We start from the raw sequence: 23,586 nt of genomic DNA on the forward strand, positions 1-23,586 counted from the left end.
CGAGGTGACAGAGAACAAACTTGCAGATGGCGAAATCCAGGAACAGCGCCGGGAATGTCTGTGTAAACTGACAAAATTCGTCGGTGCGGCAGGCGTCGCTGCTGCCGTCTGGCCGCTGGTTTCGGCCCTGGGCCCGGATGAGAAGACTCTTGCGGAAAATGAACCGATTGATGTCTCTCTTGCGGGGGTTGCTGCTGGACAAACCGTCAGACGCGTATGGCAGGGAAAGCTGATTCTTATTCACCATCGCACCCAGGATGAGATTATTACTGCCAGAAGTGCCGACTGGCATACGCTTATCGACCCACAACCGGACAGCGAGAGGGTCTCTGCTACTCATCCTCAATGGCTGGTGGTTCAAGGGTATTGTCCACATGCCGGGTGCGTACCCAACGCCCGACCAGGAGGGGTGGGTTGGATCTGTCCGTGCCACGGTTCAGAGTTTGATACGTCCGGGCGCGTGACGCGCGGCCCCGCGACGACCAACCTGGCAATCCCGGACTACGTTATTCATTCGGATGGTCAGGCCGTGCGTATCGGCACGAAGGAAGCCTGAAATGAGGAGTGAGCGCGTCTATTCGCTTCGCTGGCGTATCCCGTTTCCTCGCTCGATTGCCGGACTCTGGGTATTCGCAATCGGCGCCATCCTGCTGGTTATACTCGGTGTGCAGATCCTCACGGGTATCGTGCTGGCGATGTTTTACGTACCGACGGCCGAGCTGGCATTTGACTCCATTATTCATATTATGCGTGCGGTTCGCCATGGAGAACTGTTACGCAACATGCATGCTATTGGCGCGTCGCTCTTTTTCTTTGCCTGTTATCTGCATATTTTTCGTGGCATGTACTACAGCGTTTACCGCAAGCCCTGGACGACAATGTGGATGATTAGCGTGACGCTGTATATCCTGCTGATGATGACCGCATTTCTTGGTTATAGCCTTATCTGGGGGCAAAAAAGCTACTGGGCGGCTACGGTAATTACCCGCTTTGCCCAGGCCATTCCGCTGGTGGGCGATACCCTTTACGCATATTTAGTCGGCAGCCATACTCCGGGAACGCCGATGCTTGGCCGCTTTTTTGTTCTCCACTTTATTCTTCCCTTTGTGATTGTCGGCGCAACGGTTTTTCATATTCGCACCGTACAGTCGGCGTTTGCGCAGGCGATGAAAAAGAGGTTTAGCGAGAAAGAGTCCAGGAGCCTGCTGTTCGATTACAAAATTACCGATCTTGATGCCATCAAAATCATCCTTTTTTTGATGATTTTCGCCTGGTTTTTATTCTTCGCGCCGCATTATCTGAGCAGCGCCGATAACTTTATTCCTGCGGATCCAACAGTTACACCCGCGATTGTTGCGCCGGAATGGTATTTTCTCCCCTTCTTCTCCATCTTGCGTTGCTTCCCAAATGAATTCGTTGGCTTAGCCGCAATGTGCAGCTCGGTACTGATTTTCTATTTCCTTCCCTGGCTTGATACTTCCCGGGCTCGTTTTCGCCATTACAGCAAACTGGTTAAATGCGGATTCTGGCTGTGGGTCATTAATGCCTGCTTTTTAGGCTGGTTAGGGTCGAAAGCGCTGGTTGGCCCCGATCTTATTGACGGTTTCCGTAACGAAGAGGGCTGGATCCGTGCCGCATCGCAGCTTTCGACTCTGATTTGGTTTGCCTGGTTTTTAATCGTATTACCTTGCCGTCGTTTTCTGGAAAAGCAGGATTGATGATGAAACAACTATTGAAAATCAGCATTCTGTCCTTTTCTCTGTTGGGACTGGGTTCCTCCTATGCGCAGGAAGCCACGCCTGAACGGCAGGAATGGAGCTTCAGCGGCATCAATGGCCAGTATGATAAAGCGCAGCTTCGACGTGGCCTGCAGGTTTATGAAGAGAAGTGTCGCGCTTGTCACGGCATAAAGCACCTTAGCTTTCGGTCGTTGACCAGACCCGGCGGTCCGGAACTCACGGCTGAAGAAGCAAGAAGTATCGCCAGCGGCTATCAGTTTCCTGAGATTCAGGATGACGGCCAGATTGGTGAGCGAGACGGGACGCTAAATGACAGCTTCATCTCGCCGTATCTAAACGAGCAGGAAGCACGATACCTTAACAATGGTGCTTCTCCCGTTGACCTGAGCTATATCGTGCGTGCCCGCTCATACGATCGCGGATTCCCGCAATTTCTGTTGGATGCTTTTCTGCCCTACACGGACCAGGGAGCAGATTACGTCTACGCACTGCTAACCGGTTATCAACCTGCCGATCCCGAACTGAAGGCTAATCGCTATTTTCCCGGTGGCGTGATTAACATGCCGAAACCGCTGACCAGCGGAGAGATTCAATGGCGCCCGGCGTCGCTACAAGCTGAAACGGAGGAGCAATATGCCAGGGATGTTACCGCCTTTCTGGCATGGGCGGCCGACCCAACGCTCGCAGAACGAAGACAGCAGGGATATTACGTTATGGGCTACCTGGCCTTTATGCTGGGGCTGCTATGGATATTACGACGAATGAAAAGGCGTTCGCTCATGTAGGCCTTGCCAGATATGAAGATGATTCAGTTCGTCAGCTTTCCGCCGGGCAGCAGCGCTGAGTTGCCCTTGCGCGACTAAGGCTGGTGAAAGATGGCATGACATAAACTGCACAAAACAAAAAAACCCCGAGCTATTAAATAGCTCGGGGTTTATGTTTGGCGGAAGCGTAGTCCGCCAAATTAATGTCCGATAATGTCAGAAATTGTTTATTTTTACCATTAATAAACAATATGTTGTCAAAATACATTGTTCGAGGACGTCTTGCTACATACGGAAAAATCTGACATTTTATGCAGTACCTTATGCATGGCGGTTTGTATGACAGGATTTTACTATGCCGAAAAAAGCAAAAGAACTCACCGGACTCGCAGTCGCTAAGTTGAAAAAAGAAGGTTCTTTTGCCGTCGGTGGCGTTGACGGCCTGTATCTTAGAAACAGAGGCCAGTCGCGTTCATGGGTGCTTTGCGTTGCTATGGGGGTAAGAGTAAATGCTCTAGGAAGAACCGTTCCGAGACGTTTAAACATGGGTCTAGGCCCCTACCCTGAAGTTTCATTAGCAGAAGCGCGTGACAAAGCTCGTGAACTGCGTAAACAAATCCGTAATGGGATTGACCCCCTTGCAGAAAAACACGCTCAAAAAGCATTTCAGGAAAGTTTAGCGCACAAGAACAAATCCTTTGCTAGCTGTGCTGAAGACGTTATCGCAATTAAGACCAAAGAGCTAAAGAACCAGAAACACATTGCCCAATGGCGGTCCACGCTGGAAACGTATGCTTATCCTGTTATTGGTCAAAAACCCATCTCTGGGATTACTAAGAATGACCTGCTAGCAATACTTGAACCAATCTGGTTAACAAAAAACGAAACAGCCAGCCGTCTGCGTGGTCGCATTGAAGCGATCATTGATTACGCAAAAGCGAAAGAATACTTTGAGGGCGATAACCCTGCTTCATGGAAAGGTATGCTTAAGCCCCTCCTGCCAATGCCAAGCAAGGTTCAGACCCAAAAACATCATGCTGCATTACCCTACAACGAGATCGGTTCGTTCATGGCCGAACTAAGTAAACGAGCAGGCATTTCAGCGCGAGCACTTGAGTTTTCAATACTGACAGTTTCGCGCTCTGGTGAAGTCCGTGGCGCTGAATGGTCAGAAATAGATCTGAAGAACAAAACTTGGACCATCCCAGCCAGCAGAATGAAAGCCAGCAAAGAGCATAAGGTTCCACTGCCTGAGGCTGCCATTGCCCTGTTAAAGGATTTACCCCGCTTCAAAGAAAATAATCTTGTATTCCCTGCCCCGCGTGGAGGACAGCTATCAGATATGTCATTGCTGGCAGTCTTGAAACGAATGGGACATAGTGGTTTAACACAACATGGCTTCCGTTCAACATTTCGTGATTGGGCTGGTGAAACCACAGACCATCAACGTGAGGTAATTGAACATGCGCTGGCTCACCAGTTAGCTGATAAGGCTGAGGCTGCGTATCAACGTGGGACGTTATGGCCTAAGCGTGTGGCGTTGATGGATGATTGGGAGAAGTATTGCCTTTCTTAGACACGCCTGCGGATTACAAAAAATCATAAATTACTTTACTATCCGGAAAGATATTTAGATACTATAAATTTCTAATCATGTTTAACTAAAAGTTTTATATTTTAAGGAAAAAATCATGAGCGATATAGATGAATATGATATTAACTACTCACGATATGGTTTTGAATCGCTTGCACTAGCCCATCCTGAAATGGATATAAAGGGATTATGGTATTGTGATTCAAAATATTATGTGTTGATTGAAAAAGATGGAATGCTCACTGAATCTGATTTAGAGAAATTTGAAAAAATACAAGAAGAGCATCGAATTATTGGTAGCCCTAAATTATTACTAACACAAACCATTCCTAATGGTGCAATAAAAATCAGAGGAAGAGAAAACTACGAAGTTGCTCTTTCCTTTGGCGCACCATATACAAATTCCGAATTAGAAAATTTACTTTTTCAATATATAAACAAAAAATTACACCCATTTAGGTATAATCTTAAACTCCCATCATTATATTTAGAACTGTCTTTCTCCAAACAATTAACCGAAGATGAAAAAGCAGAAATAGAAACAACATTATATAGCATCGGCATTAAATACAAGATCAAATATATAACAGACTACAATTTACTAAATATCAGCAAGTCTGAAACAAAACACTCAGATCCTTTAGCTTTAATACCAAACAAAATATTACCTAATAATATCCCAACAAAGCTAAGAAATCTACATGAGGAAGATGAGGATTTTTGGCTTGATAACCGAAGTCGAATTCTTACATCTTATGATTTAGAAAAGGACAAGGTTCTCCCAACGAGTTTCAATAATAAATACAGCAGTTGTTTTGTTGACGCACAAGTTCTGAGGCCTGACAATATAAGAAACTATTTATCAATTTATGAACGAGTGATAATATCATACCCTCTCATAGGACAAGATAATGACTTTTTAAGCCATTTAAAGATACCAAAGCATCACCTATTAGAGTTAATATCAAGAGGAAGAATTCAATTTGCGTTACCGCAAAACATAACAAGATATAACGTATCTTTTTTAGAAGAGTGCCTAAATACTCATCCTGAATGTATTATTTTATCCAGACGTTTAGCATCATCATCAATCGTTGACATCCGAAAAAAAACAGGTTTTCTTGCTACAACCTTTTCTTTTGAAGAAAAATTAAACATTCTAAAAACATTGAAAAAATTAGATAGTGAAATATTCAATTTATTTGTTTCCGCATTATCTAAAAATTGGCACTCAATGGAAATGAATATCCATGAACGCGGAGCCATGGGGGTAGCAAATATTGGCATAGCTCCAGTCATGTCCGAACTATTCAATAAAAAAGGTCGTGATCTTTATCTTGAGTTATTATTTTCCGCAATGCCACTAGAATGGGCTATGGCATTAAATGCTGATTTTTATCCATATCAAGGCAATGAGCATTCACAATATAATGCTTCGGCGTGCTGTTTATATGGATACAATGGATTCAGGATAGATAAAGATGCAATTGTGCAGTCAAAAATCGGTGAAATAGCCACAAAAATATTATCATTAGATAATGACATATCAGCACTAGAATTAGACGATGCGATACTCAGGGGTGATATACCAAGAATAAAAAACTTTTCAAAAAAACTTTCAAATTTATCAAGTGAAGAACTTGATATGAAAATTTACGAACTAAATAAAGAAATAAGAAAAATAGAAAATAAAGAAAGTAAGCTATCTTCGTTAGATCTATGTGGATTGATAGCATCTGCAATTGGTGTTTATCATGACAACCCTTATATCCCATTGGGATTTGCTTTTTTTAAAATAATATCTGGAATGTTAAACTCCAACGATATTAGCTCACAAAGCATCGATAAAATAAAATCAACACTTTTAGGCACTCAAAATGAAACATTGTTGATCAAGAGAACAAAAGCTAGATTACACTAAAAACTCGCTTTAATATAAAATCAAAATGCACAACATCTTTATCATGTCGTGTACTTTGAATTTATGAAAGTAATTAAAATTTTCTCATTAACCTGAAATCCAAGAATGGCTTGCATCGCTTCTTTAAGTCGTTAATATAAGAAGTTTAGTAAAGAATGAAAGAGGCAATATATGTCATCCAGTAATAGCAATAGTAGTTCGACATTTTCTGTATTAAGTTTTGCAGATGGACTATGGGATTTAACCAAAGTAGCAAAAGTGATTTATTTTACCCTTTGCTTCGATGTACTTTTTTTCTATTTAAAAGGATATGGTCTCTTTGGTATTAAGCTGGGTAAAGAATTCGATTTATCATTAGCGGATCTGGCCGGAATGATTATAGCTTTAGGTATTTTCTCATCAGTAATATTAGAAGTAATGACATTGTTTTTTTACATGTTCTTATCAAGAATAAAATATAGCGATTATTTACAGAGTAAAGACGAGAGGAACTATTCACGTTCTTCAACTGAAGTTTTTATTTCTGAGCTGCGAGATGATGCCTTAGATAACGGAGACGATATGTCATTTAAATTATATAAGGAAGAACAAAATAAAAGCGAGAAAAATCTCAAAGAAGGAAGGTTGATTGAAATAGTTTCTGTCGGGACTTTCTTTGTTTTCTTCATAGAGTGGTATCTATCTGCATCGGACGGTTCCAGTAAGATGTTTATTGACTGGTTATGGGAACAATCTAAACATCGCGATCCAATAACTCCGCATTACCTTATTGGTCTTTTAGTTTCGTTAGCATTACTATTCTATGCCGTAGCAGTTTGCTGGCCTAAAGAGGATAACCGCAAAATATATTATCCTAAGCTTGCTAAAAAACTGAGAAAAAAAGAAGAAGACCGGAAGAAAAAATTTGAGAACATGTAATATATTTTAAAGGGCCTTTCGGCCCTTTCATTTTCCCTTAAAGGGAACTCTCCATTGGAGAGAATATACATATCCCCATATATGGGGCAATCAGACACTTGATAAAGTGAATATTCATAAGGAACACTTATTAAAAACATCTATTGTCAAATTTATTTCTCTTAAACTTTCAGGTTTAAAAATAATCGTATAGCACAACTATGAACAACACACTACAACATAAAATGCATTGTCCATAGTGGTCCGTATGGTATTCAACGCAACTCTTCGTCTTCACACACTGGCAATGAGTCAATAGCAGCAATTTTCTTTAGTTGAGCTAGATAATCCGAATTGTTATCTACCAACCAATTTAATACAGAATAATTAGAAAGTAATTTTTTAATATGGCCAATAATCACTGCCAACTTTAAATTATTTGTACCATATATATTTTCGAGTTGTTTAGTCTCCATTTCCATAGCAGCCATTTCGCGCTCCATTCTGGCAAAGTTTTTTGCTATGTCTTGTTGCTTGAGCTTCGAATCTTTCGGATTTATTAACATGTCATCAGGAGTATAATGTAATAATGATAAAACAAATTTACGACTAAAATTGTTTATACTCATCATCGTGGATACCGCTTCCAGCTGTCTTTCTGGTTTCATTTTACGTAAAATAGCAAATATCGCTTGAGGTACATGTTGATTTGCTAATAATGCAGTAGTTTCCGGACTAATCCCATCAAGTAATCTGAACTTTGCCCTGAGTGTTTCTACTGATATATTAAGAGATTGACTAATTTTTTCTTCTGAGACACCAGCATCCACTGCCTGTAAGATCATACGATACTCCTGAATAACTGGTAATCGATTGACATACTTATTATAACTGTAAGATTCTTCATCCTCAGAAATCAAACAAGGCACAGTGGATAGTCCAATATCCTTTGATGCTTCAACTCTTAAATGACCATCGAGTATGATCTTTTCTGACATTTTATTAATATAAATTACTATAGGTTCTATGATACCAACAGTTTTCACAGTTGAAAGTATTTGAAGATATTTAACGCTTAATTTCACATTGATAGGCAAATCTTTCCCATATAACAGGTCAGAAATATTAATAATATAACACTTATTACCGAAGTTAGGTTTATTCATTTTCAAGGCCTCGCTCAGGGTCAACATTATCTAAAATAAATGCAGGGACAGAATTTAGGCTCTCAACAGATAGGAGTTTGGAAAACTCTCGATTTCTCAGTAAATTAATCATTATCTCTTTAACAACCATTAGGCTAGATATTGTAAACTCAGATCTTGTATGAATAATTTTATGCCTTTTGACATTTTCTTGATAAAGTTCTTTTAACTCATCAGAAGTAATCCGCTTCTTTTTTATTCCCTGAACAAAAGAATTATTATCACTTCCCTTACCTGATGTTTCTCTCTGAGCTAAGATCCTTTTAATTGCACCGATCTGCTTTGAGTTAAGATCACCAGAATTAAAACCTTCTAAAAGAAGGTTTTGTATATCAACTCCTTTAGCTCTTGATATTTCCACCGCTATATATATCGGAATTCTACCAGACTCAACAGCAGAAAGTAATTTATCTTCACCATTTTCTTTTAATGATACAATAGAAGCTACCCAATTCTTAGAACGTCCAATTTTATTAGCAATCTCTAACTCCGAAAAACCTTTATTCTTTAATTCCATAATGCTGTTGAGAAGCTCAGTCGAACGTGGTTTTCTTCGAGCAATATTTTCTGCAAGACTCATGATATGACCATCTTCATGATCTACTGACTTTACTATTGCTGGGATTTGGTTTTCACCTAATATTTGATAAGCCTCAATCCGCCCTTGACCACAAATTAAATCGTACACATACGTCTTACAGGTTGAATCAGATAACCTAACCGTAATAGGTTTTTTTAGCCCTATGTTTTTTATACTTTCAACAAGTTCATCGTGAATAGATTTGCTTCTTGAACGTGGATTAACGATTCTGATCTCGGAGATATCTATAAACTTTATTTCTTCGTATTCATTCATCAGTGAATTCCTTTTAAAAAACATCACGTTTAAGGATTTGCAAAAAAGGTATCAAGTCATCATATCGATAAAACTCTAACTGGAAAGGATTTAACTCTTCAAAAACAAACTGATTATCTAATAACTCTATTGAAGGGAATATATAGTAATCTTTGGTGTTAACGTTTTGACTATCAAGTCTAACAACGATACAAATATCATAGCTAAACCTTCGCTCAAACCGGATTCTCCAGCGTTTTCTCGTGTTATTCATAAAACAACGGGAGATAACTACAGACATTTTAACTTCATCATTAATAGTAAATAATTTAGACTCCTCATCATATTCAACATAACAGCCTTGTTCTGCAATATCAAAAATGAGTTTTTCAACTAAGCTATGGTATTTCTCTCTTAGCAAGGAATTAATACGCAGATAGTCATAATCATGCTTTGGTTTATAGTCAATTAATTTATAAGCCTGTAATAGGCCACCAAAACGTTTCCTATAAACAGATGAGGATGGTGTATCATCATCTTCATCAATAATTATACCGGAAAGTTTCCCTTTTGTTTTAAAAAGCTCGGAGAGTTTACCAAGTAAATCTTCATTACTAAGGTGAATGCTTCTATTACTAATAATAGCCTGCGCTTGTAAAAATAACTCAGGAGAAATAATAGCTTCAAAAGCATTTTCACATCTTATCCATTCATGCTGTGGGTTGTGGATAAGCCGCTGCTTTAAACGAGAAGATGTTCGGTTATAGACATTATGACCAATATACTTTTCGTTAGTTAAAATCTCGTGGATCTTTCCTCTGGTCCATTTAGTGCCATGCTCTGCAGTAATCCCTCTTCTATTCAACTCAGAGGCAATAACCCTCTCTGGCTTAGAGTTATTCACGAATTGGTCGTATATCCATCTAACCGTTATGACCTCATCTTCCGGCCCTAATACTAAAATTATTCGATCAGTCTGGATGCTTTTCCACTCTTTATATTTAAGAATACCTTTAATTTTTCGATTTTCATCTATCAGCATTCTACGTAAACCATAACCAGCAGGACCACCTTGATGATATCCACGACTGGCTAAATTAATTTGTCCCAAAAAAACTTTTTGCGAAAGATTCTTGCTAAACGAAGATGCCTCTTTTCGGCTGACAAACAACTGAAAATCAGCATAATCACCATCCGAATCTGAAATTGGATTAGCACAATATATTATTTCAACATTATTTAATCTGAGTTGATGTGTATAATAACCAAACTCATCATTATGGGGAAATCTACCAAAACGGCTGATATCATAAACTAAGACGGCTCTGATGCTAATTTTTTTTAGAATAACATCATCAATAAGTTTCTTGAATGCTTCTCTGCCGCTCGTAGTTACTCCACTTTTACCTGAGTCATCGTAGGTATGAATGATATTCATACCATGTTCCGATGCATATTTTCTTATAAATTGGGACTGATTAAATAATGAATATTGCTGATGGTCCGTAGACATCCTAAGATACTGAGCAACGTTGACCTCATCCATAACATCCACCTCACCTCATAATAAAGATTGTGGTTTCATGGAAAGCCAAAATTCAAAAACCTTTCTCCACAATACTCTTTTTAAAAGACGCTTAAGCTAAACTACACCATAGAGCACTGTGAATTTCTTGAACACGATCCCAAAAACGAACACTTTTTGAACAATTTCCTCTACAAAACTAAGTACTTAATTGTCCATGAACATATAAAAACTATCATTATCATAATGTTATTGCTTTTGAGCCATTACACCTGTCGACCTACCATATCCTCATGTAATCTTTTCCTTCTCAATTCAATTCTTGCTGTAGCCTCCTTATTAATATTCGAAGTTTGTAATAATATCTCCAATAAAAAAATATTCACCAGCACTTAATGATTCCCGCTGAGATGTTATCGTTGCACCTGAAAAAGCGTTATTTGAATTGATTACTCCATTAACCTAACAGTCAAATGTAATACCCATGAAATTGTTGCAATCTGTTTTGTTATATTTCTGAAATTATTTACACCCTGATTATCCATGTTTAAATTACCATTCATAGGTGATTCGTCATCATGGCAAAATGAACTGTTCGGAATCCCGCCAGTCACCTAATTACATGTGTATAGTCTTCTATCCGGCTCTCTACAGTTACTTCCACCATTATTACATTCATTTCCTCGATATCTTGACACTTCTATTTGTTTTAGACGATTAGGGTCGTTTGGACAAGAACAACCTCCGGTATCTTTATTTGGAACATAACACTTTCCCTCAACAACAATAAACATCCTATTTACACTTCCGCCCCCTTCTTTCCACACACCATTAGTACAAGATAATATAGAACCATCAACTGCCCGACCTTGTAAACCATTAGGAGAACATCCATTTCCAGCATAGGCCACTCCATTTAGTTGAAGATATTCTCCAACTGTTGTTCTACCACCTGATACAACTCCACCAGCACCATAAACTTGTCCAACTGCATCAATATTGCCATTAGAGTGTACGTAGTTAGAATTAAGGTTTCCTGATGCCCATACATATCCAGCATTAACTGTTCCATTAGCATCTATATTCCCGGTTGATTTAACGTATCCGCCATATAATCCTGCTGAAGTCTGAATGCTTTTACCATTATATGCTGTTATAGTATTGAAATCTGTCATATTCCATCCGCCACCATATTTTTGGAAATAAATTCCCCCATCTCCCATGGTTCTGAACCAGTTATTAGTATAGGTCTCACCTCTGGATGTTATGGTTGTTCCTGATACGGTTTTATTAGAATTTAAATTTCCATTGACTTGACCATTACCCGCTACAATCAAATCAGAGTTTAATGTTGCCACACCGCCAACATCTAATGTTGTGTCTATCACCGCTGCCCCGCTAGTTCGTAATACCTCCGTAGTTATGGTTCCCGCTGCCGTTATATTTCTGGCATTATTTATGTCCTGATTACTCATGTTTAAATTACCTGTCATAGGTAATGTGCCATCACGACGCAAATACACTGAATACATAGAAGAATCGTATCCAACACGATACGCCAGTAGACCCGCTGCAGTAATATTATTAAAAGCTGATGATGTCTCGGTCCATGCGCCCTGTAGACCTGATACTAAAGCTGCTGATTTCGTCATTCCGCTATCAATACCAGCAACTTGCATAGCCTTTCCTAACAAGTCATAACGATACTTCCCGCCTTCCAGCCAAGGCGATGTTGTTGTAATAAGACCATTGATAACAAAATTGGGAGCAGTTCCTGCGCGTTTTAATACTATTTTGTAAGATGACTTTTGCATGTTAACGCCTGTATAACCTACAGGCAGGAACCCTTCATTTACTAACGTTTGATATGTAATTTCACAACCATTAGACGAACATGTTCTTGGTCCCGGATCACTGGACTGACTGCTACTTGATGAAAGTGTTGATAGTTTATCATAGTGAATGCTGATATAGCGATTTACCGCCTCTCCTATCTGTTTTATCTGATTACCAACAGTATCAGCCATCATGTTTTCTTGATTATTTTTCATATCCTGAAATTTTATAAATGCCATCATACCACCTACACTCAACACTAAAATGAGTTCCAGTAATGAGAAGCCTTTCTTATTTTGTTTTTTCATTTTCATCGTCCTTTTTGTTTTACGTACATATCAATTAGCAAAAATAAAAAAGAGGTCAAGATTGGTTAAGATATAATCCACAAAAAACATTTAATATAAAATTTTAAGAGGGGTAATTTTATCCATTATCGTCTTTTGTATGTTATCCTGCTCATGACCTTAAACATTCAGGATAAAAGATAATGACTGAAGCTATTAAAGCAATTAATAACATCCGTACCCTTCGCGCTCAGGCACGAGAAACAGATCTGGCTACACTGGAAGAGATGCTGGAAAAATTAACTGCTATTGTCGAAGACAGACGCCAAGAAGAATCACTTGCACTGCAACAAAATGCTGAACGTCAGGCCAAAATTGAAGCGCTTCGTGCGCAATTGCTTGAAGATGGTATTGATCCATCTGAACTGCTGGGCAATCCTAAATCTTCCCGTCCGGCTGCCGTTCGTGCTCCTCGTCCTGCTAAATACAGGTACATTGACGAAAATGGTGATGAAAAGACGTGGACGGGTCAAGGTCGTACGCCAAAAGCGATTACTGCTGCACTAGAAGGTGGTAAAGCTCTTGAAGACTTTGCCATCTGAGTTTGGTTGTAATTTATTGCCACGGATGGCAGTAAAAATTGACTACCGCGCCCTCTGGGGCTTGGTCAACAGCTCCCCAACCTAAAACAAGTTTTAAGCCGTGGAGCTGTTCGGACGTGAATTGATTTTATGGTCTGAATATTTTGAGGACTCTTTCAATGTAGATTTGTCCATTTAATTTATACCTTTCGATATCGTGCGTATGTAAGGATGGAACTTCTAACAACAAACCAAAGAGTAATTGTTTATCTACCTCACTTATATCACAGTTTAAAACCTTGGCAACTTCAGCACCAAGAATTATTTTTTGTCTCGTATTTTCTTTTTTGCTGTCTCTTTTTTCTTTTGCTTTAAGGTAATTTAATTTGTTTTGTGCTCCAGCAATTTTTTGCTCAAGTGTTTTCTTTATTTCGGCCCTGCTTCTATCACCCACAAAGGCTTTACCTGTTAAATATGTATTTTGTATTTTATCATCACTCATTATTTACCCCACTGATTTCTATGATTATAAGGGACATTACTTCTGAACTCATCATCTGAAAGTGCACACTTGATTGATTTAATCCGAGATCGGAACTGTTGTTTTTCCTGTTTCTTTTTAAACTCAACTCTCACTTTTGTGATTATCTTTTCTGCTTCACTATACGCTTTTTCCAGATCGGTATAGATACCATTATCAAGTAATCGTTTTGCTTCAAGATCAATGGCTTCATCATTATTTTTATACATAAAACCTCCCTTCTTTTATTTCCTGATTATGTACTAACACAATTTACAGATAAATCAATAAGTAAGTTTTAATATTTTATCTGACAACCCAAATACTTATAAAGCCAATGTTAATAGTCCATAACGCAGCATTGACACAGATCAGTATTATTTCTGACTCACACAACTCACCGATATTCATATTCACCCCGTTTATTTCATGTTCTTATATTCTTTTATATTAAACTATTTACTTTGGCAAATTATGCTTGAGTTAATGTAATATTGGGAGTTACAATGACCTTACATTATTGAATCTGTTAATACTGATAAATTTTTAATATAATGTGTGAGGTTATCAATGACAAAATTCGTTGCCATTAAGATTCATTATGATCATAGAAAATCATTAGCACCATATTTAAAATACTCGAAAGCGCCAACACCTGAAGAATACATGGAGTACCTTGATCTTTTTCATGAAGAAGGGATTGGTGGAGCTGGTTTTCACGAGTGTTTAAACTTTTCAGTTCGTAGTAATACACCGACAAAAATTTATTTACCACCAACTTGTATACCCAGTGATAAATATTTAGATGAAGAGATTGTATTTTTCTCTTTCACTTATAAATATGATAAAGAAATGCCATCCAGTATAATTGGTGTTCATGCCGCAGCACGACTCGTATCTAATGGAAAAGACTCAATTACTCGTCATGATATAGAGAAAATTGAAGCTACTGAACAGTTCCATTATCATGCTGAAGCTCCAAGTGAGTTTTCCACATTAATTACTCCTACCATAAAATATGACTTCAAGGATGGCATTTATACTCCTGAATACTCATCTTGGGGTTATGGATTACGATACATAACTGCAGAGCATGCAGCCAATATTATAGATACAGCTCTTTTAGGTGCGAAAAAACGATTATCAGCATCAACTGTTTCAGAATCAATTATCTTAGAGCGCGAAATATCTGTTCTGAATGCTATACAAAGAAGATATTCCCTTTATTCATCAAAAGTTAACTCTCAACAAAAAAAACCTGCTAATTCAAAATCTGGATGGAATAATATCCCACCAGATAAAGAAGTTGGCTTTTTAGGAGAGAAATTCATATATGAACAGGAAGTTGCTTATGCCATTAAGCATGGCATTCCAGTAAGTGAAGTTGAATGGGTATCACAATCCGATCCGCAATCACCATATGATATAAAATCAGTTCGTATAACACCGACTGGTAAACAAGAACATTTCATTGAGGTAAAATCAAGTCGGAGTATGAATGAAAGCAATATTTATATTTCTTCACGACAAGTTAAATTCTTTCAGGAAAATGAATCCAATTCAATACTAAAGTGTGTTACTTTTATTTCCAATACTCAAGTAGATACAGTACAAGAGTACAGTTTAAAACAACTCATGGATGAGTTTGAATTAATCCCTATAAAGTTTAAGTTAAAAAAATTGAAACAACAATAAATCCAGACTGATAAGTAAGAATGTTAGTGCGCTGGAGTAAAAAATAAAATATACAAACAGCGCATACATAACCCCCCTCCACTAACACCCCATTCTCTCCGCGTTACTTATTTTTATTTTTTAGTGATTTTCATTTCACCTTCCAATTCTCTAATCTAATTCTTTACCCTCATCTGTGAATTGTGCAACAGGGAAAATCACTAATAAACTAATCTATTTCATGTGCTTTAGTCTTTTCCCGTCTTACCGCGGGATAAATTAACACTCTTTTTGTCCTTCGGACGCCATCTAAACCCCATTTATGTAATATCGTGGAATAGTTCGCCCGTCCATCCAGTTTGCGCCGCTTAATTCGGCGTTTTGTTTTACAGACATTAATATATTTCGTATTAATTAAGTAGGTAAGCTTTATACATTGTTATTATTTTCTGAGCCATTTATGGCGATAAAAAAATAAAGCAATGCCCACTTACGCATTATCGCTTCGCTCTAATGCCGTGGGGTCTACCGACGGTTGCCTGCCGCAGGCTAAAACCGTTTCCTTCGGAAACAAAATCAAGGTCAACGTCATACCCGGCGTTTTCCTTACGTAAAACGAAAAGCAGCATTTGGCATTGAGGAATATTTGGATGGCGATATACAGTTTTAAAATGGAGAACATCAGCAGAGGCGAAGGTCAGTCTTCGGTTAACTCTGCTGCATATCGTCACCGTAAAATTTTCTTCGATAACAGAACAGGTGAAGTTTGTGGCCGCAAAACAGCACATAAAAAGGACCTTGCCTTTGCGCAGATTTTTGCACCCGAACATACCCCTCCTGCCCTGATTGTTGACAGTGAAACACTCTGGAATGCTGTTGAAGTTTCAGAAAAGAGAAAAGATGCCCGTCTTGCCAAAGAATTTAAAATTGCCCTCCCTGCCGAGCTAACACCAGAACAGAACATTGAACTCACTGCAGCTTTTGTTCTTGAGCACTTTACCAAGCAAGGCATCATCGCAGATGTTGTTATCCACGATATCAATGGTCATAACCCACATATCCATATAATGGGAACAACCCGTGAGATTCTTTCTACTGGTTTTGGTAAAAAGGTCCGTGAGTCGGATAGACCTGAAACCCTCGATTGCTGGCGTAAAGGCTGGCAGGACACCTGTAATGAGTTCCTTCAACTGTATGGTCATGATGAACGCATTGATCACCGTTCTGTCAGGTCTCAGTATGAAGAAGCCCTTGAACAGGCAACTGTTGCCGCTACCAATGAAGAGAAAGCCATCTGGCTTGCTAAAGCTATTGAAACGAATCGTGATCCAATACTTCATATCTCTCGTGACCGCTGGGGAACCGTTGCAGCTCAAGAACAACGTGCTGCAGAGCAAGCCATACGTGATGAGCAGAAAAAAGAAGCTGTTGAAGCCTACTTTGCCTTTAAGGATTTACCATTAGACATCGTTGTTGATGTTGCCAGCTTTACGGTGCATGCACTGGCGGAACCGAAGGAAATTGTTATCCCAGATAACACAGGTAGAGCTTCATCTTCAGACTCGCAAAAACCTATTCTGGTTGCCCCGGCACCTCATACACGCACTACACTGAAAAACCCATCCTCTTTAACATCAAGAGCGATTAAACGCGCTCCTGTTAAAGCGAAGAGGGAGAATGTTGAACCTCGTCAGGACGGGATTTTCAAACGTTTCACACTGTTGGTCGTCGGATACCTAAAAGAGAAATTCGTCTGGGCCAGAAAGAAACCGTCCCCTGTTTCAGTTGATGCTGAACATGATAAACGTATAGCCGAAAACTATGTCTTCGATGAGGTCCAAGGTATCTATGTGCCACGCGCTGAGTATGAGAAACGAGCTAAGTTTAACCAAGATGACTACAAGCCAACACCGGATGACATCAGGCGTTTTCCAAGTCGTCCTGTTAAGCCAGAACTGCCAGATAGCAATCTTGACTACATACCAACACTCGTGGCAAACAGGAAAAGGCCAGTGCCTAAATTGAGACCTCTCGGTTACCGAGGCAGAGAGTGAACAGTAAACAGAAGACTTTTTATCCTCCTTGCTGTTGATCACGACAAACGGCAAGAGTAAACTTAGGGACTCCAGCATTACTACTGACAAAGATTTTTTAGTCCATAAATTAAATCTACCATTGTTGTCAATCCGGAACAATATAGCAAATTGATGTAATAATAAATACTCGTATCCTGAACATGAGTAATGGTAATAGCCAGCAAGAACTTAATAACATTTATCTTATTGCCACACAATTCAAAACATTATATTTCATGAGGTCGAAATGGATTTTTTTACAATGAATCAAACAGAATTAAAACTTTTCTTAGGACGCAGTTTTTTAACTGAGGCTAAAAAAAAGTGTGAACATGTAAAGAATAAGGTTTTTTTAGATGAAAAACTAACAGAGATTGAAAGGCTAAAATATGTCTTCAATAACGATATTAGAATCAATAATAAAAAGTTAATTTCTGCACATCTCCAAGCGTTGCATACGCAACTCAAAAAGATACTTTCTCCAGAGTTAGAAACCACATTCAAAACCGAGGGCCTGTTTGTCGAGTTTTCAAAAGGAATAACCATTTTTGATCACATTACAAAAATTCTAGCAATGCAAGGAGGGACATATGGTGACAACACAGTATTTAGTAATAACTTTTATTATGATGCTAGCCGTGCAGTACAAAAAATGCCACATCCTTTCTATCAAGGAGACTTGGAGATAGCGTGCATTCCGATGAAACTACGATTGGCTATCGAGCTATACATTAAAAACATGATCGAATTTAAAGGAGCCAAAAAGAAAAATAAAAAAGGGAAAGACATTAACTACACAGTTAAAATTTCTGAGCTTCTTGATTTCTTCCAAGATAAACGCTTTGTTAAATATGCGAATCTCCCAGTCTCCATTGATACTTTAAAAGTAATAAATTCTTGGTCTAATAAATTCATCCATTCTGGAGTAATACCTTTACCTTGGCAAAGCCTTACGGCAATTGATATGCTTTATCCTCTTTTTAAAATATGGAGCAATAATAAGGAGTTTAGTCTTAATGGTTTTAATTTCATAAATTTAAATTACTCTCAAGACGAAATGGTCAAAGATTTAAATCTTTTCTTATCTGAAAAATCCAAATCACTTATAACTGTAGAGTTATATCCAAGATGTGAACGTCCATTTGAAGGAGTATATGCCAACAGACCCAAACCTATTGTTCATGAGTGAAATCATTAAAAATGACCCGATGAGATATATTCACGAGTCATTAAAACAAGCCTGACAAGATTATCTACTTACTGGTTATCAGTATCTCGAACTTCCAAACTCTGAATTATAATATTACCACCTTTATTTTTAGCCCAAAAATTCACTGCTTTCAACTTTGCCGCTTTTATAGATCGAGACTGACTCGCCTCATTTTGTTTATTATGACAATCAAATTCAATTCCAATCCGTTCATAAAACCAATTTCTTCCATCCTTATTTTCTTTATCTGCTTGTCCATATCCAATATCAATATTGATATTGATATTGATATTGATAGGTAAAAATTAGCATCAGGCCATTACTTTGGCCATATTAATATTTCATTCATCATCCATGTTCCAATCCGCTGTCCTCGGTAAAGTATGTTGCCAATATCAACACTACCACCAATAAGAGAAATTATTTCTTTTAGAACGTTTAAGGATAAGGATTTTCTATATGTATGAGATGCGATGAAATAAAAACAAGAGTTATTAGCTCCGGTAGTACGTTCAAAATAAATAGTTATTCTATCCCTGTTTCAGTTGATGCTGATGCTGATGCTGATGCTGATGCTGATGCTGATGCTGAGCACGATAATCGTATTGCCGAAAACTATGTCTTTGATGAGGTTTTAGGTCGTCATGTATCTCGTGAGGAGTACGAAAGACATAAATACTTCAACAGTGATGACTACAAGCCTATACAAGATGAGATCAGACGTTTCCCAAGTCGCCAACAACAGAAGCTTGCTAATACGCAACAGAAGATGGACTACTTACCGCCCCCCATCAAGGGGAAGCTGCGGTAGCATTCCTAAAATGAAACTACCGCATTATCCGTTACCATCGGGGCAGAACCCCCATTAAATAGCTTAGACCAAATTTTGCAATATTTGTGGTAAACACTACTAAAACTGACACTCGGTTTTGAGCAAGAAGTTGATATAGCATTTCGCAATTATATCAATCACGTGACAATCAAGCCTCTGTATAAGTTTATTCAGCGACACCAGCTACCAACCAACTAAGACGATTTAGGTAGCAAAAATGATATACAGTACTGTACGACATAACAGCCTCAAATTCCTCACCTTGAGATAATTCGCTAGCAAATTGCTGTATATTCCTTATGCCTTCAAAGTATCGTGCTTGCAAGTAAGACGCTTCATCAGGTAATGATTCCATTGAAGAATTCACCGCCTTTGATAACAATGATAATTCCTCAATAATTGACATTGAGTCATCTACACTGTCCTCAACAAGAGCACTAACTCGCGCTAGCAGAGGCATTCCCTCGCTAGGCGTTGGAACGGAGTTTGCTACGCCATTTGCTCCCGGAGCTGAAAAATTCCATGCAGAATGACTCTTCAGGACTGTTACATCTGGAAAAGTAGAGTGCTCAACGATTTTGGGCTCAACTGTCCATTTGTGAAGAAGTGCTTCTTTGTGGAATACAGGACACGCATAACAGACGATTGCTCGCCCTTTCAATTTCAAGTTAAGTGCCTCAAGAGCTATTTGTTGATGAGGGGTTACTTCAAATCTCCAGTAAGGAGACTTTAATCCATGAGCTTTTAGAGCCTTTGGAGTATATTGTCCATACTGAGGCCGCTTAGCTTGGATAAAGACATTTAGACGGAAAGACGGAAGCTTTTTCTTTTTCCGACGATTAAACCAAATATAATCCCAATTGTAACGAGATAAAACAACTCCATCCAAGGGGGCATGGTGACCATGAAGCATATGAAGATATGAATGTGTTGTTAACAAAGCATGATCAATACCAATATGCTTTTCGAAGACCTGTCCGGGCTCCCAAAGCAGGTTTGAAGTGGAAAGCTGATTAAAAAGTGGTCCACGATATTCAGCTTCTTCAAATTCTGATGGTTTTAGAGACATTTAATACCTCATAGTGATTACTAGAACATATGCGATTGGTCAATTCAAACCTACTACTTGGATTTTTTATGAAAATAGAATATTCCTCATTTAATATATCAAATGAGATAGACAAAGAACTAATGCCGAATTATTGCTAGCATCTAATAACAACGCCAAACAATCAACATGAAAAAACGCAGAACTGCGGGATTTGGAACCATAGTAATATAATGCTGCAGAGTGGTGGCCTTCCATTATGAACGTGTATTCGTAACTTACTTAAACCACCACATTGTCTGAAAATCCACCCGAAAAAATTTAGGGTAGTTGCTTCACATCTGAATACAACGTTTTTAGGTGAGTAATTCCTAAATCCAGAATTGGCTCGTACATAAATGAATTTAGATGAATGTTCTCCGGTGTCATTAGGTTTACCTGTTCAAGAATTGAAACATCCTCTGCGCTACCAAGCGCCAATTTCTTATACTTCTGAAGAAGTTTGATAGTTTGGTTTTCAGTGATGGAACTTGTAAATGTTGCATCATTAATGGCTTTAATCATATGCCTCTCTGCAATCAACCTAATAGCAATCGAAAGAGCGATTTTGCCTTCAAGCTCTACAGTTTCCTCCTGTGCAACGGAAACTGATTCCGCTTCTTCGTTAATTAAATCAATCACAAGCTTTGTTGATGGATTTAAAGCCAACTGCTGCTTATCAGCAAGAATTTTCTTAAATATAGTACATAGATCATCAAGAGTTATATTGTTAGTATCCATCTTAACATGGAGTAATGACGTCAGCTTTTGAAACTCAGCATCCAAGCCACAGTATTCAGCTAAGTTTCTAACAAATGGAATTGCCGAGATACAAAATGCAGGAGTTGTTAAATGGTCTTTCCAGTGATTAAACGGATTTTTCTGATATTTCTCTTGAATAAGTCTCAGTTTCCTTCCTTTTTTTGCCGCATGTAGCTTGCACTCTCGCCTTAACCCAAGTCTTCCACTGATACTTCTATAGAAATCAAAATTATGAGACAAGAAAAGGCACCGGAACTGACCTGAAGCTGAAATATCTTTCAGATATTCAATGATTGCATATTTGTTTTTGTAATCAAATGAATCTGCAATATCATCGATTATCAAGATTGTCGTCGTTCCTTGTTTTCTTCTCGTCTCTATTTCAAATAATATATTAAGTATGTAAAGTGCTCTACGTTCTCCTTGACTAAGTACTTTCAACAAGGAATCTCTTGGAACATCCCCTTCTCCATCGCCATCGGAAAATTTAAATGAAATTGCTGGCTGTGATCCTTTCAGAATCACATCATCTTGATTTGATACACTCATTTTGAATGGGACAGTGAATCGCCTATTGAATGCTTCAACAACCGTCTCCCACTCTGTACTTTCATTCTTGGCTTGCTCCACAGCGTCTTCAATAGTAACTTTACTAGTTCTATACGCCCCCAAGAATTCATTATAGAGATTTTTCTGATCAACTAGATAGGAAATCCACAGTTCCTTTTGAAGCTGTTTAAAGTCTTTCAGGCATGGAAGGATATACTGATTGTCAAAGAGGTAATCCCTGAACTTCCTCAGTTCAGTGTTTTGAATTTTTTTATCTATCGCATCAAACTTTGAAGCAAGATCCTTGTCAGTTAGTATTTTTTTTCTTTCATCTTCAATCTTTTCGGCGAGCTCGTCAGCAGTAGAAATCTCTTTCATTCCATCTTTTGTTCTTAGATTTACTGTATGTTTGGCTTCAAAAAAACCATTATCTTTTAGTTGTTTATTTACAGTTGATGCACTGTAGTGGTTGAACTGTTTGCTTAACAGGTCTGACTTTGATATCAATTCATTATATTTTTGGATGTACTCTTCAAGTTTATCTTTAATTGAGCCTGACTCTAAAAAACCGACGGACTTATCATTGAAAACTTCTGCATAGACTATAGTAGAAAGTTGTGATGGTGTCCCAGCATTTATCTTCTCTTCTAAGGATTCCATCAGCTCAGCAAGAGTTTTCTTGCCGAAGCATTTTAAGAGCTCAGTTTCAGGAGTAACTGTTCTACCCGTTAAACCTGATAACTGCTTAAGTTTCACAAACAAAGCAGACTGTTTATCTGCAATATCTTTGAGGGCATCATCATACTTTTTCTTGACATCACTATTCACAAGTAATAATGATGTCTTTTCAGATGAGAAATCTGCATTGTATGGTTCAACAACAAATACTGAATTTCCGGCAATGTCGTTACCTGCATCATCTTTAATGACTCTGCCTGATACTCTATCTGGAAAAATTAAGTCCTTCGTTTCTCTTCCCTTAGCTAAATCGTCAAAGGTTTTAGAAAACGAGGTTTTCATGAAACCATTTGGCGCATATATGGTATAACCCTTAGTGATGTTGAAATCAAACTCATGCACTAATTCACTAATTCCATAGCAGTTCTTAAGGTCTACAATAAGCTTCATCATTATCCCTTTTTGAAGATCAAAAAACGCACCTAATTTAGCGCTCTACCGTCATAGAAGGTAGTTTATCTAACTCCCTCTAATCTCCTATTTTTGAAACAAGAGATAAGATTACAACTTCGGGCTTTGGAACAGATAAGGGTCGGATATTATGATGTTACAATATAACTAAATACTTAAGGCCATCAATTGACTACCAACCTTTTTGACACGCTATATACATCGCAAGTCAAAGTCAATGTCTACTACTGAACCGACACTGACTGTCAGGCTAGAACTATAGAAAAATAAAAGAAACCTACTAGAATTGGTAGGTTAATATCGATTAGCACATCAGATGGTAATCGTGAAATAGTAAACTCCACTCAAACAAAAGCAGAGATTGAACTGCCTCATAGTAAGGTGTTTATGTCAGCACATAAACACATGTATTAACTAAATTATATATGATTGTTTCGCCGATCTTGCACCACAACTTGAAAAAAACCGATTTTTTTGCTCCAACCAATCCACTAAACCATCTACAATAATCTCCTCTTTCACTTATAGCATCCTGATACTGTCA

The 23,586-nt window shown here is 38.3% G+C and carries 18 protein-coding genes and 1 pseudogene; 11 read left to right on the forward strand and 8 right to left on the reverse strand.

Features of this window, described 5'->3' with window-relative positions:
- Nucleotides 1-4: 4 nt before the first annotated feature.
- The 6 genes from petA to ABIE10_RS06175 all read left to right on the forward strand — a co-directional run bounded on the left by petA (nucleotide 5) and on the right by ABIE10_RS06175 (nucleotide 6,936).
- On the forward strand, nucleotides 5-556 hold the full coding sequence (gene petA / locus ABIE10_RS06150; protein ID WP_049042414.1) for a ubiquinol-cytochrome c reductase iron-sulfur subunit: 552 nt from the start codon (nucleotides 5-7) through the stop codon (nucleotides 554-556).
- A 1-nt stretch (nucleotide 557) separates the two neighbouring features.
- Nucleotides 558-1,718 carry a cytochrome b gene (locus tag ABIE10_RS06155; protein WP_047501122.1) on the forward strand — a complete coding sequence of 387 codons (1,161 nt, stop codon included), beginning with the start codon at nucleotides 558-560 and terminating at the stop codon, nucleotides 1,716-1,718.
- 2 nt (nucleotides 1,719-1,720) lie between these two features.
- Nucleotides 1,721-2,524, forward strand: a complete 804-nt coding sequence (locus ABIE10_RS06160) for a cytochrome c1 (RefSeq protein WP_200079703.1) — start codon at nucleotides 1,721-1,723, stop codon at nucleotides 2,522-2,524.
- A 334-nt stretch (nucleotides 2,525-2,858) separates the two neighbouring features.
- Nucleotides 2,859-4,079 (forward strand): tyrosine-type recombinase/integrase, encoded by a 1,221-nt coding sequence (locus ABIE10_RS06165; RefSeq protein WP_121584454.1) that lies wholly within the window; start codon nucleotides 2,859-2,861, stop codon nucleotides 4,077-4,079.
- 115 nt (nucleotides 4,080-4,194) lie between these two features.
- Nucleotides 4,195-6,018: a hypothetical protein gene (locus tag ABIE10_RS06170; RefSeq protein WP_121584453.1), complete on the forward strand. Its 1,824-nt coding sequence runs from the start codon at nucleotides 4,195-4,197 to the stop codon at nucleotides 6,016-6,018.
- Between the two features lie 171 nt (nucleotides 6,019-6,189).
- Complete coding sequence (locus ABIE10_RS06175) at nucleotides 6,190-6,936, forward strand: hypothetical protein (protein ID WP_429155051.1); 747 nt, start codon at nucleotides 6,190-6,192, stop codon at nucleotides 6,934-6,936.
- A 254-nt stretch (nucleotides 6,937-7,190) separates the two neighbouring features.
- On the opposite strand, the gene ABIE10_RS06180 is transcribed toward ABIE10_RS06175, so the two are convergent.
- The 4 genes from ABIE10_RS06180 to pilV all read right to left on the reverse strand — a co-directional run bounded on the left by ABIE10_RS06180 (nucleotide 7,191) and on the right by pilV (nucleotide 12,624).
- Nucleotides 7,191-8,081 carry a plasmid partitioning protein RepB C-terminal domain-containing protein gene (locus ABIE10_RS06180; RefSeq protein ID WP_121584451.1) on the reverse strand — a complete coding sequence of 297 codons (891 nt, stop codon included), beginning with the start codon at nucleotides 8,079-8,081 and terminating at the stop codon, nucleotides 7,191-7,193.
- Nucleotides 8,074-8,976, reverse strand: a complete 903-nt coding sequence (locus tag ABIE10_RS06185; RefSeq protein ID WP_161958602.1) for a ParB/RepB/Spo0J family partition protein — start codon at nucleotides 8,974-8,976, stop codon at nucleotides 8,074-8,076. The genes ABIE10_RS06180 and ABIE10_RS06185 overlap by 8 nt, the downstream gene beginning before the upstream one ends.
- A 13-nt stretch (nucleotides 8,977-8,989) precedes the next feature.
- Nucleotides 8,990-10,501: a recombinase family protein gene (locus ABIE10_RS06190; RefSeq protein WP_121584449.1), complete on the reverse strand. Its 1,512-nt coding sequence runs from the start codon at nucleotides 10,499-10,501 to the stop codon at nucleotides 8,990-8,992.
- Nucleotides 10,502-11,094: 593 nt separating this feature from the next.
- Nucleotides 11,095-12,624 carry a shufflon system plasmid conjugative transfer pilus tip adhesin PilV gene (gene pilV / locus ABIE10_RS06195; RefSeq protein WP_121584448.1) on the reverse strand — a complete coding sequence of 510 codons (1,530 nt, stop codon included), beginning with the start codon at nucleotides 12,622-12,624 and terminating at the stop codon, nucleotides 11,095-11,097.
- A 182-nt stretch (nucleotides 12,625-12,806) separates the two neighbouring features.
- On the opposite strand from pilV, the gene ABIE10_RS06200 reads away from it, so the two are divergent.
- The gene (locus ABIE10_RS06200; protein WP_121584447.1) at nucleotides 12,807-13,205 is read left to right on the forward strand and encodes an H-NS family nucleoid-associated regulatory protein; all 399 of its coding nucleotides are present in this window, start codon (nucleotides 12,807-12,809) and stop codon (nucleotides 13,203-13,205) included.
- Nucleotides 13,206-13,332: 127 nt separating this feature from the next.
- Here ABIE10_RS06200 and ABIE10_RS06205 read toward each other — a convergent pair whose 3' ends face one another.
- Together ABIE10_RS06205 and ABIE10_RS06210 are read right to left on the reverse strand one after the other, a co-directional pair.
- Complete coding sequence (locus tag ABIE10_RS06205) at nucleotides 13,333-13,686, reverse strand: conjugal transfer protein TraD (protein WP_103929098.1); 354 nt, start codon at nucleotides 13,684-13,686, stop codon at nucleotides 13,333-13,335.
- Entirely contained in the window at nucleotides 13,686-13,934 is a 249-nt protein-coding gene (locus ABIE10_RS06210; RefSeq protein ID WP_103929097.1) for a hypothetical protein, read from the reverse strand. The genes ABIE10_RS06205 and ABIE10_RS06210 overlap by 1 nt, the downstream gene beginning before the upstream one ends.
- A gap of 340 nt (nucleotides 13,935-14,274) precedes the next feature.
- On the opposite strand from ABIE10_RS06210, the gene ABIE10_RS06215 reads away from it, so the two are divergent.
- From ABIE10_RS06215 to ABIE10_RS06230, 4 genes and pseudogenes are all read left to right on the forward strand, one after another.
- Entirely contained in the window at nucleotides 14,275-15,399 is a 1,125-nt protein-coding gene (locus ABIE10_RS06215) for a protein NO VEIN domain-containing protein (protein ID WP_429155056.1), read from the forward strand.
- 629 nt (nucleotides 15,400-16,028) lie between these two features.
- The gene (gene mobQ / locus ABIE10_RS06220) at nucleotides 16,029-17,432 is read left to right on the forward strand and encodes a MobQ family relaxase (RefSeq protein ID WP_121584445.1); all 1,404 of its coding nucleotides are present in this window, start codon (nucleotides 16,029-16,031) and stop codon (nucleotides 17,430-17,432) included.
- Between the two features lie 268 nt (nucleotides 17,433-17,700).
- The gene (locus ABIE10_RS06225) at nucleotides 17,701-18,642 is read left to right on the forward strand and encodes a hypothetical protein (protein WP_121584444.1); all 942 of its coding nucleotides are present in this window, start codon (nucleotides 17,701-17,703) and stop codon (nucleotides 18,640-18,642) included.
- 610 nt (nucleotides 18,643-19,252) lie between these two features.
- Nucleotides 19,253-19,474, forward strand: a pseudogene (locus tag ABIE10_RS06230) (MobQ family relaxase); the annotation flags it as partial.
- A 187-nt stretch (nucleotides 19,475-19,661) separates the two neighbouring features.
- Here ABIE10_RS06230 and ABIE10_RS06235 read toward each other — a convergent pair.
- Together ABIE10_RS06235 and ABIE10_RS06240 are read right to left on the reverse strand one after the other, a co-directional pair.
- A complete protein-coding gene (locus ABIE10_RS06235) occupies nucleotides 19,662-20,564 on the reverse strand; it encodes a hypothetical protein (protein WP_121584443.1) in 903 nt (300 codons plus the stop codon).
- A 300-nt stretch (nucleotides 20,565-20,864) separates the two neighbouring features.
- Nucleotides 20,865-23,024, reverse strand: coding sequence for a hypothetical protein (locus ABIE10_RS06240; RefSeq protein WP_429155059.1), 2,160 nt, complete (start codon nucleotides 23,022-23,024; stop codon nucleotides 20,865-20,867).
- Nucleotides 23,025-23,586 lie beyond the last annotated feature (562 nt).

It is taken from the genome of Citrobacter sp. 506, assembly GCF_050434985.1.
GTDB classification, from domain to species: Bacteria; Pseudomonadota; Gammaproteobacteria; order Enterobacterales; family Enterobacteriaceae; genus Citrobacter; species Citrobacter braakii.